The 17,999-nt window shown below is 62.6% G+C and carries 20 protein-coding genes; 11 read left to right on the top strand and 9 right to left on the bottom strand.

Annotated features, from left to right (window positions below):
- Positions 1–60: 60 nt before the first annotated feature.
- Genes AOT96_RS06240 through AOT96_RS06230 form a run of 3 tightly spaced genes read left to right on the top strand, consistent with a single transcriptional unit; the run spans position 61 to position 3,028 of the window.
- Positions 61–1,272: an acyl-CoA dehydrogenase family protein gene (locus AOT96_RS06240; protein ID WP_003940162.1), complete on the top strand. Its 1,212-nt coding sequence runs from the start codon at positions 61–63 to the stop codon at positions 1,270–1,272.
- Positions 1,269–2,294 (top strand): phosphotransferase family protein, encoded by a 1,026-nt coding sequence (locus tag AOT96_RS06235; protein WP_007729609.1) that lies wholly within the window; start codon positions 1,269–1,271, stop codon positions 2,292–2,294. The genes AOT96_RS06240 and AOT96_RS06235 overlap by 4 nt, the downstream gene beginning before the upstream one ends.
- Entirely contained in the window at positions 2,291–3,028 is a 738-nt protein-coding gene (locus tag AOT96_RS06230) for an SDR family NAD(P)-dependent oxidoreductase (protein ID WP_065351450.1), read from the top strand. The genes AOT96_RS06235 and AOT96_RS06230 overlap by 4 nt, the downstream gene beginning before the upstream one ends.
- Positions 3,029–3,032: 4 nt before the next feature.
- Here AOT96_RS06230 and AOT96_RS06225 read toward each other — a convergent pair whose 3' ends face one another.
- Positions 3,033–3,578, bottom strand: a complete 546-nt coding sequence (locus AOT96_RS06225; RefSeq protein WP_007729604.1) for a hypothetical protein — start codon at positions 3,576–3,578, stop codon at positions 3,033–3,035.
- Between the two features lie 144 nt (positions 3,579–3,722).
- Between AOT96_RS06225 and AOT96_RS06220 the strand changes: the two genes are divergently transcribed.
- Genes AOT96_RS06220 through AOT96_RS06205 form a run of 4 tightly spaced genes read left to right on the top strand, consistent with a single transcriptional unit; the run spans position 3,723 to position 6,202 of the window.
- Positions 3,723–4,223, top strand: coding sequence for a methylated-DNA--[protein]-cysteine S-methyltransferase (locus tag AOT96_RS06220; RefSeq protein ID WP_030537222.1), 501 nt, complete (start codon positions 3,723–3,725; stop codon positions 4,221–4,223).
- The gene (locus tag AOT96_RS06215; RefSeq protein ID WP_080961251.1) at positions 4,210–4,764 is read left to right on the top strand and encodes an RNA polymerase sigma factor; all 555 of its coding nucleotides are present in this window, start codon (positions 4,210–4,212) and stop codon (positions 4,762–4,764) included. The genes AOT96_RS06220 and AOT96_RS06215 overlap by 14 nt, the downstream gene beginning before the upstream one ends.
- A complete protein-coding gene (locus tag AOT96_RS06210) occupies positions 4,761–5,360 on the top strand; it encodes a methylated-DNA--[protein]-cysteine S-methyltransferase (RefSeq protein ID WP_007729599.1) in 600 nt (199 codons plus the stop codon). The genes AOT96_RS06215 and AOT96_RS06210 overlap by 4 nt, the downstream gene beginning before the upstream one ends.
- On the top strand, positions 5,357–6,202 hold the full coding sequence (locus AOT96_RS06205) for a DNA-3-methyladenine glycosylase family protein (RefSeq protein WP_058037621.1): 846 nt from the start codon (positions 5,357–5,359) through the stop codon (positions 6,200–6,202). The genes AOT96_RS06210 and AOT96_RS06205 overlap by 4 nt, the downstream gene beginning before the upstream one ends.
- 4 nt (positions 6,203–6,206) lie before the next feature.
- On the opposite strand, the gene AOT96_RS06200 is transcribed toward AOT96_RS06205, so the two are convergent.
- The 5 genes from AOT96_RS06200 to AOT96_RS06180 form a co-directional block, all read right to left on the bottom strand.
- Entirely contained in the window at positions 6,207–8,432 is a 2,226-nt protein-coding gene (locus AOT96_RS06200; RefSeq protein WP_065351449.1) for an MMPL family transporter, read from the bottom strand.
- Positions 8,433–8,534: 102 nt separating this feature from the next.
- Positions 8,535–10,085, bottom strand: a complete 1,551-nt coding sequence (locus tag AOT96_RS06195) for a bifunctional 3'-5' exonuclease/DNA polymerase (RefSeq protein WP_065351448.1) — start codon at positions 10,083–10,085, stop codon at positions 8,535–8,537.
- A 46-nt stretch (positions 10,086–10,131) separates the two neighbouring features.
- Complete coding sequence (locus AOT96_RS06190) at positions 10,132–10,995, bottom strand: biotin-dependent carboxyltransferase family protein (protein WP_065351447.1); 864 nt, start codon at positions 10,993–10,995, stop codon at positions 10,132–10,134.
- Entirely contained in the window at positions 10,992–11,624 is a 633-nt protein-coding gene (locus AOT96_RS06185; protein ID WP_065351446.1) for a 5-oxoprolinase subunit B family protein, read from the bottom strand. The genes AOT96_RS06190 and AOT96_RS06185 overlap by 4 nt, the downstream gene beginning before the upstream one ends.
- Entirely contained in the window at positions 11,621–12,100 is a 480-nt protein-coding gene (locus AOT96_RS06180; protein WP_065351445.1) for a MarR family winged helix-turn-helix transcriptional regulator, read from the bottom strand. Before AOT96_RS06180 ends, AOT96_RS06185 begins: the two co-directional genes overlap by 4 nt.
- 74 nt (positions 12,101–12,174) lie before the next feature.
- Here AOT96_RS06180 and AOT96_RS06175 point away from each other — a divergent pair, with 74 nt between their 5' ends.
- Positions 12,175–13,008 (top strand): alpha/beta fold hydrolase, encoded by an 834-nt coding sequence (locus AOT96_RS06175; RefSeq protein ID WP_064443692.1) that lies wholly within the window; start codon positions 12,175–12,177, stop codon positions 13,006–13,008.
- A 4-nt stretch (positions 13,009–13,012) separates the two neighbouring features.
- Here AOT96_RS06175 and AOT96_RS06170 read toward each other — a convergent pair whose 3' ends face one another.
- Complete coding sequence (locus tag AOT96_RS06170) at positions 13,013–13,456, bottom strand: hypothetical protein (RefSeq protein WP_054188400.1); 444 nt, start codon at positions 13,454–13,456, stop codon at positions 13,013–13,015.
- 49 nt (positions 13,457–13,505) lie between these two features.
- Here AOT96_RS06170 and AOT96_RS06165 point away from each other — a divergent pair, with 49 nt between their 5' ends.
- Complete coding sequence (locus AOT96_RS06165) at positions 13,506–13,784, top strand: hypothetical protein (protein WP_064443693.1); 279 nt, start codon at positions 13,506–13,508, stop codon at positions 13,782–13,784.
- Between the two features lie 118 nt (positions 13,785–13,902).
- On the opposite strand, the gene AOT96_RS06160 is transcribed toward AOT96_RS06165, so the two are convergent.
- Both AOT96_RS06160 and AOT96_RS06155 read right to left on the bottom strand, forming a co-directional pair.
- Positions 13,903–15,279, bottom strand: a complete 1,377-nt coding sequence (locus AOT96_RS06160) for an NAD-dependent succinate-semialdehyde dehydrogenase (protein ID WP_065351444.1) — start codon at positions 15,277–15,279, stop codon at positions 13,903–13,905.
- A gap of 99 nt (positions 15,280–15,378) precedes the next feature.
- Complete coding sequence (locus AOT96_RS06155) at positions 15,379–16,692, bottom strand: YhgE/Pip domain-containing protein (protein WP_065351443.1); 1,314 nt, start codon at positions 16,690–16,692, stop codon at positions 15,379–15,381.
- A gap of 171 nt (positions 16,693–16,863) precedes the next feature.
- On the opposite strand from AOT96_RS06155, the gene AOT96_RS06150 reads away from it, so the two are divergent.
- A complete protein-coding gene (locus AOT96_RS06150; protein ID WP_050654601.1) occupies positions 16,864–17,496 on the top strand; it encodes a DUF4178 domain-containing protein in 633 nt (210 codons plus the stop codon).
- A complete protein-coding gene (locus tag AOT96_RS06145) occupies positions 17,493–17,993 on the top strand; it encodes a DUF2617 family protein (RefSeq protein ID WP_042448582.1) in 501 nt (166 codons plus the stop codon). Before AOT96_RS06150 ends, AOT96_RS06145 begins: the two co-directional genes overlap by 4 nt.
- The last annotated feature ends 6 nt before the right edge of the window (positions 17,994–17,999 follow it).

Here is a 17,999-nt window from a genome sequence, read left to right as displayed (position 1 = left end):
TGTGCGAGAGTGCTGATACCGAGCGATCGCTCGGTCGGGATGTTCTTTCGGAGGTGGCTGGTGGCAATCGATCTGACGTACGCGCCCGAGGTGGTGGCGCTGATCGAGAAGACGCGCGACTTCACGCGCAACGTAGTGCTCCCCATCGAAGACGAACACGCCGGTGACATCGCTGTAGCGGGTGGCGATGCAATCCGCATCGAGATGCAGTCGGCAGCAAAAGAAGCCGGTGTCTTCGCCCCGCATGCGCCGATCGAGTACGGCGGACACGGACTCAACATGAGTGATCGCGCGCCGGTCTTCGAGGAAGCCGGCTACTCCCTCTTCGGGCCGACGGCGCTCAACATCGCGGCGCCGGACGAGGGCAACGTTCACATGCTGGCCCACGTGGCGAACGAAGCACAGAAGCAGCAGTTCCTCGCGCCGCTCGCAAGCGGGGACATGCGGTCGGCATTCGCCATGACCGAACCCGCGCCCGGAGCGGGATCCGATCCCTCGGCTTTGAACACCCGCGCCGAAAAAGTCCCCGGTGGCTGGAAGATCAACGGTAAGAAATGGTTCATCACCGGCGCCGACGGCGCCGGGTTCTTCATCATCATGGCGCGCACGTCCGGCGAGCCCGGGCAGCGCGGCGGAGCGACCATGTTCTTGGCGCCGACGGACACTCCCGGCCTGGTAGTGGGTCGACACATCGACACCCTCGACAAGGCCATGATCGGTGGGCACTGCGAGGTCACGTTCGAGGATCTCTTCGTACCCGACGAGGCCGTTCTCGGTGAGGTCGATCAAGGTTTCGCCTACGCGCAGGTTCGCCTCGGTCCCGCCCGCATGACGCACGTGATGCGCTGGCTCGGTGCAGCGCGCCGCGGCCACGACGTCGCCGTGGCCAGAGTTGCCGAACGAGAAGGCTTCGGCTCGAAACTCGGTGATCTCGGAATGATCCAGAAGATGGTCGCCGACAACGAGATCGACATCGCAGCCAGCCGCGCACTTCTGGTGCAGGCCTGCTTCGAACTCGATCAGGGCGGGCACGCGAGCAACGCGACGTCCATCGCCAAGACCTACGCTGCCGAGGCGATCTTCCGGATCGTGGACCGCTCCATTCAGATGTGTGGCGGAATGGGCGTGTCCGGCGATCTGCCGCTGGCACGCTTGTCCCGCGAAGTGCGTCCCTTCCGCGTCTACGACGGCCCGTCCGAGGTTCATCGCTGGGCAATTGCGAAACGTGTTGTCGGAGCTGCGAAGCGCGCTGCTCGCGAGGAGTCGAAGTGACGGACTTTCCAGGACTCGATCTCGCGGCGCTCCACAAGTATCTGCAAGCCGCTGGCGTCGAGGTGAGCGGTGAGTTGCGAGCCGAACTGATTTCAGGCGGCAAATCCAATCTCACCTACGGTATCTTCGACGACAACTCGAAGTGGATTCTCCGTCGTCCACCCACGGCCGGCCTCACGCCGTCGGCGCACGATGTTGCGCGCGAGTTCCGAATCACCTCGGCGTTGCAGAACACCGCCGTGCCGGTCGCGCCGACCGTCGTGCTGTGCGAGGACGCCTCGGTGATGGGTGCGTCGTTCACGGTGGTCGAGTTCGTCACCGGTCAAGTGATCCGAACCAAAACCGAGTTGGAAGCTGTTCCGGCAGCGCAGGTCACGCAGTGCACCGACGAGTTGGTGCGTGTTCTCGCTGCACTGCACGACGTCGACTACACCGCAGTGGGTCTCGGCGAACTCGGCAGACCCGACGGTTACGTAGCCCGCCAGGTGAAGTTGTGGGCCGGTCAATGGTCACGCGTCAAGACCGAGGACTCGGCCGACGTGGACAGGTTGGCGTCGAGCCTCGCGGAATTGATTCCGGCGGAATCAGCCTCGTCGATCGTGCACGGCGACTACCGGATCGACAACACGATTCTCGCGGCGAACGACGTCACCAAGGTTGCCGCAGTGGTGGACTGGGAACTGTCGACGCTGGGAGATCCGCTGGCGGACATCGCGATGATGTGCGTCTATCGGCATCCCGCGCTGGATCTGGTTCTGGGTGAGCCTGCTGCGTGGACGAGCCCGTCGCTACCGTCCGTTGTCGATCTGGCGCAACGGTATTCGTCCGTTTCGGGTCGTGAACTGGCGCATTGGAACTTCTACATGGCGCTCGGGTTCTTCAAACTCGCCGTCGTGGCGCAGGGCATCGATCACCGATTCCGAGCAGGAGCCACCGTCGGCGGGGGATTCGACAAGGCTGGATCTTCTGTGCCGGAACTGATCTCGGCCGGACTCAACGCACTGCAAGGGAAATTCGAATGACTCGATCAGCACTGGTCACCGGCGCCTCCAAGGGAATCGGGCTCGGCATCGCAACACGCTTGGCTTCGCAAGGGTACGGGCTGACCATCACGGCGCGTGATACCGAGCGGCTCGCCGTTGTCGCCGAAGAACTTACCCGCGCCGGATCGCCGGACGTCGTCGTCTCGGCCGGCGACATGGCGGACGAGAACTTCGCCGCAGCACTCGTCGCCACACACAATGAGCGATTCGGCTCCATGAGGGCTCTCGTCCTCAACGCCGGAGTGGGAACCAGTGGGCGAGTAGCGGATTACCCGATGCGACGTTTCGACAAGACCGTTGCCGTCAATCTCCGAACACCGTTTGCACTATTGCAAGCGTCGCTGCCGCTCCTGCGTACAGCGGCGGACGCGGACCTTGCCGGCGGAGCGAAGGTGATCGCTCTCGCCTCGATGGCCGGTGTGTATGCCGAGAGCGGTCTGGCCGTCTACGGAGCCACCAAAGCTGCACTCATTTCGATGGTCGAAGCACTCAACGCCGAGGAATCCGGAAACGGCGTCAGTGCGACGGCCATCGCTCCCGGTTACGTCGATACCGACATGTCGGCGTGGACGCACGATCGGATCACACCGGACACCATGATCAAGGTCGACGACATCGTGGAGTTGGTGGACGGTCTGCTCAAGCTCTCGTCTCGAGCGGTAGTTCCGAAGGTCGTCATGACGCGTGCTGGGACCAACGGCTACTCCGCCTGAAATTTCAATCCAGCTTGGCTTCGCCCCGCTTGCGAAAGAAGTGAAAGCCGGGCACTCCGACGATCGCCTGCCGCAGGTCCTTGACCACTCCGAGGAGTTCGTGGATCTCGGGTGAGACGGAGTCGAGGGTTCCGAGGATGGGCAGCACCGCGGCCACCCGGTCGGTGAGCTCCGGTAGTTGGTCGATCAGCTTGATCGCGGCGCTGACCTCTGCCTCGGAAAGGTCGTCGGCGAACCTGGCAGCCAGCGGCGCGAGCTGTAGGGCGATGGGCTCGTAGATCTCGAGGAGTTGTCCCGCGATGTCCGAGGTCTGCTCGACGGCCTCGACCAGTGTCTCAGCGCGAACGGTCACGGCGGCGGCTCCGATGACGACGCGGTCGGCGTTGTCGGCGATCTGGTTGATGCGTGCCACCAACCTCTCGACCGAGAAGAGGAGCGCCTCGAGTCGAGTGGGCAGGGTGACCGCAAAAGCGACCGTGGACAGGGACCAGTGCACCACGTCGCCGACGGAGCGGACGACGGTGGAGCTGCCGGGCAAAACTAGAGCCATCCCTCGATACTGCCTGATGTGACGTCAAAGTACAGGTAAATCTCACATTCACGAGGCCAGCGGCGTCTTCGAGGTGTCGGTGCCGGCGCGGACAATCAATTCACTCGCTGCCTGCTGCACCGCGCAACCTGGAAGGATCGAGACATGACGGCTATCCGTACGCACACCGTGATCGACTCGCCGATCGGGGAGTTGACGCTGGTAGCAGCAGGTGACGACCTCTGCGGGCTGTACATGGCGGAGCATCGCCACAAGCCGGACGAGTCCACGTTCGGTGATCGTTCCGCGGCGGTCTTCGGTGAAGTCGAATCGCAGCTCACCGAGTACTTCGAGGGTGATCGCACGGAGTTCTCCGTTCCGCTGGCGCCCGTGGGCACCGAGTTCCAGAAGCGGGTGTGGGACACCTTGCGAACGATCCCGTACGGCGAAACCTGGACCTACATGGAGCTCGCGCAAACTTTGGGTAACCCGCTTGCGATCCGTGCTGCCGCCGCGGCAAACGGCAAGAATCCGATCAGCATCATCGTTCCCTGTCATCGCGTGGTCGGTAGCGACGGAAGTCTGACCGGTTTCGCCGGCGGCCTCGAACGTAAGCGGTTCCTGCTCGACCGCGAGCACGGCGGCGAATCGGATGTCCTCTTCTGATGCGCTCGGCTCACAATTCGGTGATCGGGAACGTCTACCGGTCGTGACACTCAAACCGTTCGAAGACGTCGTGACCGAATACGGTGCAGTGGTCCTCCGTGTCTGCCGCGCGGTGGTCGGGCCCGTCGACGCCGAGGACGCGTGGTCCGAGACGTTCATCGCGGCGATGCGGGCATACCCGGATCTGAACCCGGACGCGAACATCGAAGCCTGGCTGGTCACCATCGCGCACCGCAAGGCGATCGACATCACCCGAGTGCGTGCCCGCGTGGCCGTGCCGACAGACGACGTTCCGGAGTTGCCGACGCGAATCGGCGTGCCGGGCACGTGGGATCACGAACTCTGGGACGCACTCGAACAACTACCACTCAAACAACGTGCGGCGGTCGCCTATCACTTTCTGGGTGGGCTGCCGTACGCAGAGATCGCGGACATCCTCGGCAACACGCCGGCAGCCGCCAGACGCGCGGGTGCCGACGGTATCGCCACCCTACGAAGAACCTACTTGTCCGCTACCGCTGCGGAAGGGAGTCACTCATGAGTAACGATGTGTTCGAGGCACTTCCAGCCGTTGACGCCGACGCCATGATCCGCCTACGGGCGCGCCTGGCTGCGCAGGCGTCCGAAGCCGAATTGATCGACGTGGCATATCGAACCGTCGATTCGCCGGTCGGAAAGCTGCTGCTGGCGGCAACTGATGTCGGCCTGGTGCGGGTTGCCTTTGCCGTCGAAGGGCACGACCTCGTTCTGGAACGATTGGCGGACACCGTCAGCCCTCGTGTGCTTCATTACCCGCGCAGGCTGGACACTGTCGCTCGCGAGTTGGACGAGTACTTTGCCGGTGCGCGTCGAGAATTCGATCTGCGCTTGGATTTCCAACTCGCGAAAGGGTTTCGACGCGAAGTGTTGCGTCATCTTCCCGAGATCGAATACGGCCACACTGCAAGCTATTCGGTGGTCGCGGCAGCGTCGGGAAGCCCACGTGCGGTGCGTGCCGTAGGGACCGCATGTGCAAAGAACCCGCTGCCGTTGGTGGTCCCGTGTCACCGGGTGGTGCGCAGCGACGGCAGCCTCGGGCAGTACGCGGGTGGCCCCGAACTGAAAGCGATTCTGCTGGATCTGGAAGCCGGCCGGTGAGCGCAGTGACGCTGCGCTTTCAGGCGCCCTATGCAGTCGAACCGCTCACCGGTGCCCTGCGGGCTCACTGCGTCGCAGGCCTCGAGCGTCACGACGACGGTGTTCACACCAGAGTCGTACCGTTGCCTTCCGGACCCGTTGTCGTGTCGGTGTCGTGGACCGACGACGGTGTCGTCGTGGATTCCGATGTGCCGGTAACGGATTCCGCAGTGCTGGAGGTGATCGTGCGCCGTTGGCTCGACCTCGACGCCGATCACACTGCTGTCGAAGCGGCGTTCGGTAGCGATGAGTTGTTGGCCCCACTCGTTGCCGCCCGTCCAGGATTGCGGGTGCTCGGCTCGGTGGACGGTTTCGAGACCGCAGTGCTCACCGTTCTGGGGCAACAGGTTTCGCTCGCCGCAGCGAGGACGTTCGGTGGTCGTTTTGTCAGCGCATTCGGGGTACCGGTGCAAGGGGATTTTCTTGCCTTCCCTGATCCGGACGTGGTTGCAGCGCAATCAACCGAGGGCATACAGAAAGCCGTCGGATTGACCACAGCGCGCGCAAGGACAGTGCACACGCTGGCAACTGCGGCAGCGAACGGCCTCGATCTCTCCTGGAATGCGGATCCTGTCCAATTTCGGCGAGAGCTGTTGACGCTAAAGGGAATCGGACCGTGGACCGCTGACTATCTCACTGTTCGAATTCTCGGTGATCGCGACGCATTCGTACCCGACGATCTGGTGTTGAAGCGAGCGTTGGGGGTTTCGTCGGGCAAAGAAGCCGCAGCGTTGTCCGAGCGCTGGCGACCCTGGCGAGCGTACGCACTCTTTCATCTGTGGACAAAGGAAGCGTTTCTGTAGTCGGTCAGTCTTTCGCGCGGGCCAGTTCGGACGGCCACCAAATACGTTTCCCGATGTCGTGAGAGAGCGCAGGCACCAGGACACTGCGCACGATGATCGTATCGAGCAACACACCGAAGGCCACGGCAAATCCGATCTCGGCGAGGAAGACCAGCGGCAGGATGCCCAGTACGGCAAATGTTGCGGCCAAGACGATTCCGGCTGAGGTGATCACACCCCCGGTCACCGCAAGACCGCGCAGGACACCTGCACGGGTACCGAATTCTCCGGTCTCCTCCCGGACTCTGGTCATCAGGAAGATGTTGTAGTCGATACCCAGTGCGACGAGGAAGACGAAGGCGAACAGCGGGAACGATTGATCCGCCCCGGCGAACCCGAATACGTGTGTGAAGAAGAATCCGCTCACACCGAGGGTCGCCGCGAAGGAAAGCACCACGGTGACAATGAGAATCACCGGGATCAGCAGAGCGCGGAGCAAAGCGGCCAGAACCAGGAAGATCACCACCAACACGATCGGGATGATCAGGTTTCTGTCGCGGACCGAGGCCGCCTGGACATCAAGGGTGGTGGCCGTGCTGCCGCCGACGAGCGCGTCGGCGCCGGGCACGTCGTGGACGGCAGTCCGCAGTCGCTTGACAGTTTCGAGTGCCTGCGGCGAATCGTAAGAGTCGGCGAGGGTTGCATTGATCATGGTTCGGCCGTCGATCGGTGCAACGGTGAAAGCCGCAGGGGCGCAACCCGCAGCGGCGGCTTGTGCGACGGCAGCGGGGTTGGTCTTGATCAACTCGCTGACCTTTGCGACGTCCACCTGGGTGCAGACGGCGCCGGGATCCTGCGAGATACCTTCGACGCCGCTGGCTGCTTTGATGACGGCGTCGGCCTGGTCGGCGTTTGCGGTGATCACGGCCGGTGCGCCGGCTCCGGGATCGAACTTCGAGTCGTAGAGTTCTTGTCCGACAACTGCGTCGGGACGATTGGTGAAGCTTTCGGTGGATGTCAGGCCATCGGTTTTGAGACTGCCGATCCCGGCCGCGAACAGGATGATCAACAACACTGTGGCGCCGATCCACAGTGGGCGGTCCTTGCTACCGACGGCCTCGGCGATCTTGCCCCACATCCCGTGCGTCGTAAGGTCTGCGGCGTGATCGACCTTGGGCTTGCGCGGCCAGAAGACCCACCGTCCGGTGGCGGCCAGAGCGACCGGCATGAACGTCATCATCACCAGATAGGTGCAGGCGATCCCGATGGCGGCGACGGGTCCGAGGCTCTTGTTGGAGTTGAGTTGAGAGAACGTCAGGCAAAGCAGACCGAGAATCACGGTGACAGCCGAAGCGGTGATGGCCGGCGCAGACTCGCGCCAGGCCTTGATCATCGCGTCGAAGCGGTTGGGATACGTGTGCAATTCTTCGCGATAGCGAGAGATCAAGAGTAGGGCGTAGTCGGTACCGGCACCGATCACCAACACGAAAAGGATGCCTTGAGACTGTCCGGTCAGAGTGAGTAATTCGGCTTTCGCGAGAAAATAGATCACCATCGACGACAAACCGATGGCGAGGAGCGCGGAGAACAGCGGGAAGAACCACAACACCGGCGATCGGTACACGACAAGCAGGATGAGGATCACGACCAGGAGTGCCGCGCCAAGGAGCGCTCCGTCCAGACCGGCAAAGGCGTCGATGAACGCAACGAGTAGCCCACCTGGCCCGGCTGGGAGTACCTCGACATCACCAGCTGCTTGTTTTGCGGCGTCGATGACGTTCTGCTCGGTGGTCGCCAGGACATCACCTGCCACGGCGGTGTCACCGTCTTTGGCCACGAGTGGCACGAAGATCGACGCAGTTGTGCCGTCGGCGGAGTACTGAGTGGGCTGCATACCGTCGGCGTCTACTCCGGAGATGCCGGCAATGGCGCCGTAGGCCGAGTTGATTGCAGATTTGTCCGCCTCGGTGAGGGCCGAATCTCGATGGAACAGAACAAATCCAGGGATCGTCTCGACTGCGAGGAAGTTCGCGGATTGGTTGCTGACGATTGTCGATTCGGCGGAACTCGGGAGGTACGAGGCGTTGTCGTTCTTTTGAACCTCGGCGAGTTTGCCCTGGAAAGAACCGCCGAATCCGCCTGCGAAGAAGGCGAAGATCGCAAGGGCGATCACGGTGAAGATCGGCACGCGAAGGCGCTTCACGGCTCCGCGCTCGTTCCGTTCTGCGTCAGTTGTGTCCAGCTTGGTCATGGTTCTCCTCGAACGCAGTCGACCAGCACCAACAAAGCAACATTTTCCAGTAGAACACGCAATACGGGCGCGGTGGAACCACTTGGCGTGGAATTGACGACGCTACGAAGTGCCTTTGCCGTATGTCTCGCGGGCTGCGACGTCCATGGGAAAACGGACGACTGTGTCGCCGAACAACAATCGAGTTGCCGAAGCAGCGGCGGCCAGCACGTGCGCGGTACCGGTTTCGGGGTTGCGGGTATGCACGACTACCTCGTCGTGCTGGAAGAAGACCAACTCGCCGTCCGGATCTTCGGCGAGGCGGCGCCTGAGGTCGGCCAGGAGGCACAGCGCCCACTCGGACGCAGTCGCCTGCACGACGAAGTTGCGCGTGAAACGACCGCGGGCGTGAGCGTTGCCGTGGGAGTAGAAGTCGGGAGACGGTGGGGGACAGGCCCGGCCGAGCAGTGACTTCACCACCTCGCCGCGCTCACCTGCCTTGGCAGCTTGCTCGACGTACTCGACGGCGACCGGGAATCGCTTCCGCAACAAGACGAGCAGTGCTTTGGCTTCACCCGCCGTCGCCCCGTACAGGACTCCGAGGATTGCGACCTTGGCTTTTGCGCGATCACCGCCGAAGGCTTCGGCACCGACAAGTGCGTACAGGTCGTCGTCCCCGGCGGCGGCCATCATGCGGCGGTCGCCGGACATGGCGGCCAGAATTCGGGGCTCGAGCTGACCGGCGTCGGCGACGACGAACACGTGGCCCGGATCGGCGACGACGCTCGAGCGCATGGTCTTCGGAATCTGGAGGGCCCCGCCGCCTCGACTCGCCCACCTGCCGGACACGACACCACCAGGAACGTAGATCGGACGGAATCGATCTCCCCGCACCCAACTGTCCATCCACTGCCAACCGTTGGTGCTGTACAGCTTGGCGAGTTCGCGATGACGAAGGAGTAGCGGCACAGCCGGATGATCGATCTCCTGCAGAAACCACTTGCGCGTCGACGGAAGTTCGATGCCCTGACGACCGAACGCCTCGGTGATCTCCACCGAAGACGAAGGATTGACGGTGCGCCCGAAGACCTCACTGATCTGTGCGGCAAGTTCCTGCATACGAGCGGGGAGGTCGTATCCCGTCGGCCGCGACCCCAGCCGTTCTTCGAGGAGTTCGCGATGCTTCTGCGTCGAGAACGGAAGGCCCGTGTGCGTCATCTCGGCGGCGCTGAGAGCGCCGGCCGATTCTGCTGCGATCAACAAGTCCAGTCGAGCGTCCGCGCCGATGGTTGCGCGCTGCTCGGCGAATTCGGTGACGACGGCGAGGGGATCGAGAACGGGTGCAGTGTCGAAGAGTCCGAGTCGATCGTCGTCGAACTCCTCGGCGGGCGGTGACGGTTTGCCGGCGCGCATTCCGAGTATCGCGCGGGTCAGGGAGATGTCGTGGCACCGTTGAACCCGTACGCCTGCCCGCAGTAGAGGTGGGTACACGGTCGCCGTACTCGGCCACACCCACCGCGGGTGCTCGGCTTCCTCGATGGTGCGTACCGCTGCGATCAGGTCGGGGTATTCGACGGGATCGGCGAGCGGCGTTCCAGCGGGATCGGTCCGTAGGACAGTTGCCGTCACAGCTCCCGTGGACGTCGTACTACCGGGGACCAGGACAACTCGCACGACATCAGTGTGACGGCTGGGTCCGACACGCCATCGCTCGGCGTGCTCAGGCCCCGACGAACTGGATGTGCTGACCCGGGCGGGCTTGGCCGAGTCGGTCGATATCTGCGTCCGCGACCACTCCCACCACCGGATAGCCGCCGGTGATGGGGTGATCGGCGAGGAACACGACAGGTTGGCCGCTGGGTGGGACCTGGATCGATCCGAGTGCCACGCCTTCGGTGGGCAGTTCGGTGTCGTCTGTTCTTCGAAGTAGTTCGTCGGCGCCGACGCGATCGACGCGTGCGCCGATTCGGTCCGAGTCGGTCGAGATCGCCCATCGGCCCTGGAGGAGTGTTTCGGGGTTGGTGAATCGATCTGCGCGAGGACCGAACACCACTCGAATGGCGAGAGTCTCGTTTGCCATCGGCGGCACCGGTGCGAGGTCGACGGCTGAGAACGTGGTCGGCGATGGCCCGATCGGGAGAAAAACACCAGGCTCGAGAGGCGCCGAACCGATCCCGGACATCGTGTCGGTGCTGCGCGATCCCAGGATCTCGGGAACCACAATGCCGCCTCGGACGGTCAGATACGTCCGCAGTCCACTCGGTGCGTAGTCCAGGCGGACGGTCTGCCCAGCCCGCAGATCGATCACGCTCGAATGCCCGACCGGAATGCCGTCGCGGTAGGCCTGTGCAGGCGCACCGGTGAACGCGATCGTTGTCGGTTGCTGCGCCCGAAGACTCAGCCCACCCAGGAGGACCTCGACACCGGCTGCGCCCTCGTTGTTGCCGACGAGCCGATTGCCAAGCCTGAGAGATCGCCTGTCTGCCGCACCGGAAACCCCGACACCCGAGCGAAGATGACCTATCCGTCCGAGGTCCTGGATCAGGCTCAGCGGCCCGGTGTCGAGTATCTCGAGGCCGTTCATCGTTGTTCCTCGTTCACGAAGCGCACGCGTCTGCCGGGCTGAACGGTGGCCGGTGGTGTGGCGTTCAGATCCCACATCACGGCATCGGTGCTCCCGATGATCTGCCAGCCACCCGGTGATGCACGCGGGTAGACCGCGCTGTATCCAGCGGCCAGGGCGACGGAACCGGCAGGCACAGCGGTTCGTGATTGCGTTCGACGCGGAACGTCGAGCCGAGTGTCGCCTGAAGTCAGGTAGGCGAAGCCGGGTGCGAATCCGATGAAGGCGCAACGCCACATTGCCCCGGTGTGGGCCGCAACCACCTCGGATCGGCTCATACCAAGTGACTGTGCGACGTCGTCGAGGTCGGGCCCGTCGTACCTGACGGCGATGGTGAGTGCATCCGTCTCGGAATGCTCGTCTGTGGTCGCGGCAGAATCGGTCTGCTCGAGATCGTTCAAGCGCTTCCGGACGTACGTGAGATCTGCCGCCGGGGTGCACGTGACCAGGACCGTGCGAGCTGCGGGGAGGAAGTCTTCGACCCCGACCGGGGTGTTACGCGTCAGTGCTTCGGTGAACGCGAGAACGCCAGCTTCGGAATCGAAGTCCACGAGCAATGCGCGTTCTCCCGCGGGAAGTATGCGAGTCACAGGGAGGGCTCCCTATCGACTCGAGTCCGCTCCACGTCCGCTCGCATCGCGGCGATGAAACTCGCGATGGTGGCTCGCTCTGTGGCGGTGTAATTCCCGACGGTGCTCGCAGCGCGTGAAATGAGGGGGCCGAAGTAACTCTCGCCCAGAGTGACCGCCGATGGTGTGACCTGCAAGAGCACCCGTCGACGGTCTGCTGAGTCTCGCTCCCGAGCTACGTGGCCCGCTTTGACCATCCGGTCGACGAGCGCGGTCACCGACGCCGAGTTGATACCCAGCTGTGCGCCGAGCCAGCCTGGTGTCGCCGGTGTGTCCGAGCGCTCGGCATCGAGAAGGCAGATCAACGCGCGCACGTCGGTGGAGTGCATTTTGTACTTGTTCGCAAAGCCGGAAACCGCCACGTTCAAGTCGACGGTAAGTGCGCGAAGCGAGTGGACGATCGCCATCGCTTCGTCTTCTGCATCGCCGACGCTCAAGGATGCCTCCAGCCCTGGTGTGTTGTCTCTTGATTGTCTACTATCTCGATAATCGAGAGAAATGGGGGTGGGGGATGGACTTCAATCGCGCATACGACGCTGTACTGACCAAATGGCCGCAGAAACCGCTGGGTGTGGATCTCGCGGGGCGGTTCGGTAACACGCATGTGAACGTCTGTGGGCATGCAGACTCGCGGCCGTTGATCCTTCTGTCCGGGGGAGGTGCCACTTCGACGGTGTGGTTCGACAATGTTGCGACGCTGTCGAAATCCCGGCGTGTCTTTGCTGTCGACACCATGGGCGATGCCGGGCGGAGCGTTCCGAATGGTGATCCGATGAAGTCCGTCGACGATCTGATCGAGTGGATGGACTCGATAGTCGATTGCACCGGGGCCGGCACCGTTGATGTGATCGGACATTCCTATGGCGCAATGATTGCGTTGGCCTTTGCGCTGCATCGACCGAATCGTGTCGGGAAACTTGTTCTGCTCGATCCTAATTCGAGTTTCTCCGGCATGAAGGCGGGCTACCTTCTGCGTGCGCTTCCGCTGTTGCTCTCCCCGTCGCGAGCACGCCGACGGCGACTGTTGGATTGGGAGACAGGTGAGTTGAGTATCGACTCCGACTGGCTGTCTCTTGTGGAAGTGGGCACTTCGGATCTACCGCGACCCGATCTCGTAGTGCCTCGACGTCCGTCGAAGGAGGACTTGAGCGCACTGGATGTCGAGTTGCTGGTGGTCCTCGCGCAGGACGGACGGGTGCATGATGCGGAAACGGTGTCGAAGTCAGTGCGGCAGAGGGTACCTGCAGCACGCGTCGAGGTGCTGAAAGATGCTTCACATCACAGCATTCCGATGGTTCCCGCCGATGAAGTCAACCGGGTGCTCGTCGACTTCTTGGAGGGCTAGCGGATCAGGGTGCGACGACGCACCCCGGACCGATCGGGGTGGCCGGATTGACCATGACCGTTGCGACCGGCCCGCCCGCGGACGTCTGGTAGGCCATCAGGGAGTGCTCACCGGGTGCGGTCGGAGTCCACAGCGTGACTGCGTGGCCGAGCACCACCGGCAAGGTGAAGTAAGGATTGACGGTGTCCCAGATCAATTCCTGCGGGAACATGGTCGACGCCCGGTTCATGTCGACAATCGAGACGTTCGGCTCGTTCAACGCTGCTGTCCTGGCAACCACCAGATATGTGCAGCCCGCTCCGTACGGCGTCGTCGGTCCGCTGCTGAGACCCGGAAGGATCGTGACGTCGACTACGTCCGCGGAAGCTGACGTCGCGGAACAGATGGCTGCGCCCGCGCAGAGGGCGGCGGCGATCACGGAAGTGCGAGCGATACGTGAAAGTGTCATACCAGCAGGTCGGTTTTATCTGGGTGGGCGTTACAGGCAGACTGACCGGATGCGCGCACTTCACGTTCTGCTGGCCGGCTTCGGCTTCCTGCTGGGGTTCCTGATTATTGTTGTCTCCGGCCTGATCGAGTGGGCGTCCTTCGCCTCCCGAACCGATTTCGCCTTCGTCGGTGACTCCGCCGTGTCGGTTGGTGTTTCCAGCGAGGCGATCTACACCGCCGTCGCTGCTCCACTGGTGGGTGCGCTGATGGGCTGGCTGTCAGCTGTCATCGCGACGAGGTTCGGGTGGAGCCTCACTCGTGGGAGTGTCACTCTGGCAAGCGAGTGACCAGGCAGCGGACCCGCTTGCTGGTCCGTGGGTTATGAGGAAAGGCCCCGACCTCCATCGAGGTCAGGGCCTTCCTTTGCGCCGAGCTACTTCTGTGTCGAACTACTTCTGTGTCGAACTACTTCTTCGAGACGCGGAGCAGCTTCTTGTTGACGAACTCGTCCATTCCCCACGGACCCAGCTCGCGGCCGACTCCGGAGCGCTTGACTCCGCCGAAGGGCAGACCGGGCAACGTCGTTCCGTGCTCGTTGACGAACGCCATTCCCACGTCGAGATCTGCAGCGACCGACCGGGCGGAATCGAGATCGCTGCTCCAGACGGATCCGCTCAGACCGTAGACCGACGAATTGGCAAGTTCCACAGCCTCGCTGGCCGACTTGACCTTGTAGACGACTCCGGCAGGTCCGAACAGTTCTTCGCTGTAGGCCCGCATGTCCGGTGTCACGTCTGCGAGCAATGTCGGTTGAACGTAGGCGCCCGGGCCGTCGATCTTCTTTCCACCGGTCAGCAGCGTGGCACCCTTGGACACAGCGTCGTCGATCTGCTCGATCAGAGTGTCTGCCGCGCCCTGCGAAGAGAGCGGACCCAAGACTGTGGATTCGTCCAACGGGTCACCGGCAGTGACGGATTCGAAGGACGTCGCCAACTTGTCGGTGAAGTCGTCGTAGAAATCTTCGGTGACGATGAAACGCTTGGCCGCGTTGCAGGCCTGGCCGGCATTGGACAGACGTGCCTTGGTTGCGGACTTGACGGTGGCATCCATGTCGTCGGAATCGAGGACGATGAACACGTCTGATCCGCCGAGTTCGAGGACGACCTTCTTGAGATTGCGTCCGGCAGTTTCGGCGACGCTGGTTCCGGCGCGTTCGCTGCCGGTCAGTGACACACCTTGAACTCGGGGATCGGCGATCATGTCCGCGATCTGCTCGTTGGTCGCGAAGACGTTGACGTAGGCGTCGTCCGGCAATCCGGCTTGTCGCAGAATCTCTTCCATCAGCAGCGCCGACTGCGGACAGTTCGATGCGTGCTTGAGAATGATCGTGTTACCGAGCATCAGATTCGGTGCCGCGAAGCGGGCGACCTGGTAGTACGGGAAGTTCCACGGCATGACGCCGATGAGAGCGCCGATCGGTCGCCGGTACACAACCGACTCCTCGGCCCCGGGAACGTCGAGTCGTTCTTCCTCGAGCAGTGCCGGACCGTGGTCTGCATACCACTGATAGATCGCGGCCGAGAGTTGTACTTCGCCCTTGGCCTCGCGGACCGGCTTACCCATCTCCAAGGAGATCATTCGGGCCAGTTCGTCTGCGCGCTCTGTGTACAGTTCGGCGGTCTTGCTCAGGACTGCCGCACGCTGCTGTGGCGCACTGTTGCGCCAGGTCAAGTAGCCGCGATGCGTGTTCGCAAGTGCGGCTTCAACTCCGGCGTCATCCAAAGTATCGAATTCCCTGACGGTTTCACCTGTCGCGGGATTGACTGTTTTGTAATTAGCCATAGTTGTACAACGTGCGGAAGGGGCTCGAAGATTCCCGAAACGCGCAATCACATTGAATCGGCTCAACAGGTTTCGATCAAATCCCGGCTGGGTACCATGTCACGCCACCTTGCGGCGATGGGTGCGCTCGTAGCCCTTGCGGTCGTAGAAACGGGTGGTCACGATGCCGAGTACGACGCCGATCAGTAGACCCACCAACGTCATCCAGACGGCATGCAGCAGGCCTGCCTCACCGCGTGCGCCGAAGAACAGGATCGATCGCGTGCCCATGTAGATCTGGTGCATCGGCTCGAATTGCGCCAGCCAGGCATACAACCTGGGGCTGGCTTCGAGGGGGATGGTGCCACCGGACGAGGGCAGCGCGAGAATGACGAACACGAACAGGTTGATCAACATGCCCAACGAGCCGAACGCGGCCATCACCGACATCGCCGTGATGCCCACCGCTGTGATGACCAGCGCGCCGTACTCCCACAATGCAAGCCCGTGAGTGACCGGCATTCCGAGGGCGCGACTGATCCACTGGAACAACGCGGAGACTATGCCGGACAACACGATCATGAATGCCCATTTGACGAGCAGCGTTCGAAACCTGTTGATACCCACAACGTCGTTCTGAACGAAGAGTGGACCGAATTCGGTAGGCGCGTATCCGAGCATGCCGTCCACCAAGGAATTGACCACGGTTGCTCCGGTGAATCCCGCAAGGACCAACAGCAGCGCGAAATAGAATGCCACCAAACCGAATCCGGTTCCGTCGGGAAGCGGATCGTGGGCAACCGTGAGTACGTTCACCGGGTTTTCGAGCAGCAGGCGGCTCGCTCCGGAGATCTGGGTTCCGGTGCTTCCCGCTTCCAACTGCGCGGTGACAAGGGCGGTGAGTTGCTCGCCCATGTTCTTGTTGACCGAGGCGAGGGCTGTGGTTCCGATCGACTGGACCAGCGATGCCGAGACGGAACCGGCGCGAGGATTGGTGTAGATCGTGATGATCGGTTGCTCTACTTCACCGGCGACGACGCTGGCCTCCGCCAGGATGATCGTCCTCTTCGTGAAATCACTGGGAATCACGATCGCGCCGTACAGCGTGCCGGAGTTCAACCGCGATTGGGCTTCGGCGATACCGATCTGCTGCAGGTCGATCTTCTGGTGGTCGATTCCGCTTTCGAGGCCGGCGACGATGTCGTTTCCGAAGTTCTTGCGGTCGGCGGGGTCGCCACCGGGGAGGGTGTCGCCCTCGTCCTGGTTGACCAGGGCGATCGGGAACTGGTCCAGGTGTTTCTTGGGGTCGAGTATTCCGCCCATGTACAACGCTGCCAGCGCAGACATCAACAGGGTGACCACTATCAATGGTGTCAACCAGAATCGTGGTGTGTGCATGACGGTGCGGGCAGACGGCTCCGTGTTCTTGCTCATCGTCAGTCGACCGGCTTTCGTTCGCGCGGAGTTCCTCGGGCTGAGCGTAAACGCAAAGGTGCGCCGGGGCAGTCTTTCGATCTGCCCGCGGCGCTGGAGACCTGTCCGGTCGGCGACAGGCCGGATTGCCGGCAGTCTCATCCGAAAAGGCTGAGAACGGATCGGTAGGGTATGGCCCGCGGCAACCCTGCCGAGACGATTTCGGAGAAACCGTTGACCAACGTGCTGATAGTTGTCCTGATACTCGTAGTGATCGCTGCCGTCGTGTTTGTGGTCCTGCGTGGACGCCAGGGTAAGCCGAATGCTCGCGTCGACCCGCTCGCCGACTATCCCGAGGTGTACGACCCCCACAAGATCGGGGTCGGCGACATCATCACGTACGCGGGTATCGACCATGTTGTTCGAGGGACCATCACGCTCGACGAAGAGGGGTACATCTGGCGTGAGCACCTTCTCGACGGTTCGACCGGTCGTCGTTGGTTGACGGTCGAGGACGACGAGGGCGAATTGGAGATGACTCTCTGGATGCGTCGAGAAGGAACCAACCTGGTCCCGAACGGCGACGTCATTCTCGACGACAAGGTTCACCGCAAGATCGAAAGTGGAACGGCGAAGTTCACGGCCGAGGGTACGACGGGTACGGCCCCTTCCGGCTCGATGGAATACGCGGACTATGCGACCGCAGACAAGACCGGCCTGATTGCATTCGAGAAGTGGGCGCGCGGACAGTCGTGGGAGGTTTCCACGGGACGGGCGGTCACTCGCAGCGAACTCACTGTCATCCACTCGGGCCCCCCGGAATGAGCCTGTATCTACTCGACGTGGAGCCGACCGACGTGGATGCCTCGGCACTGGGGTTGGTACTGGGAGCTCCTGCGCCACCGACCCTCGCCGAGTTGGTGATCGGAACTTCCGACGCGACGCTGACACTCGGAGTGCTCGGGGCTTCGCACGTGGTGACGGCCTGGGCGTCGGGAAAGGAACTGACCGAGCAGGTTTCGTGCGATGCTCTTGCCGCCGGCGGTGAACCCTTGCCGGCAGTGGAGTCCACGGAAAACTACCGGTTCGAGTCTTCCTCGCTGATCCTGGACCGAGTCGAATTCGATTCGGAAGCTGCATCGTTGAGAGAGTCCGCCGGCCAGGACGGTTGGATCTGCGGATCCTTTCCCGGCGACGACACAGCGTTGACCGCGTTGTGTGGCGTGCGAGACCGCCAGGGGTGGAGTTGGCAGAGTTGGCATTTGTACCCGGGGGAGGGGACAGGAGTGATCGTGAAGACGCGCAGTAGGTGGCGCCCGTGAGGGGGC

This window comes from Rhodococcus sp. 008 (assembly GCF_001682295.1).
In the GTDB taxonomy this organism is placed as follows: domain Bacteria; phylum Actinomycetota; class Actinomycetes; order Mycobacteriales; family Mycobacteriaceae; genus Rhodococcus_F; species Rhodococcus_F qingshengii.
This window is presented reverse-complemented; position numbering and strand designations above follow the sequence as displayed.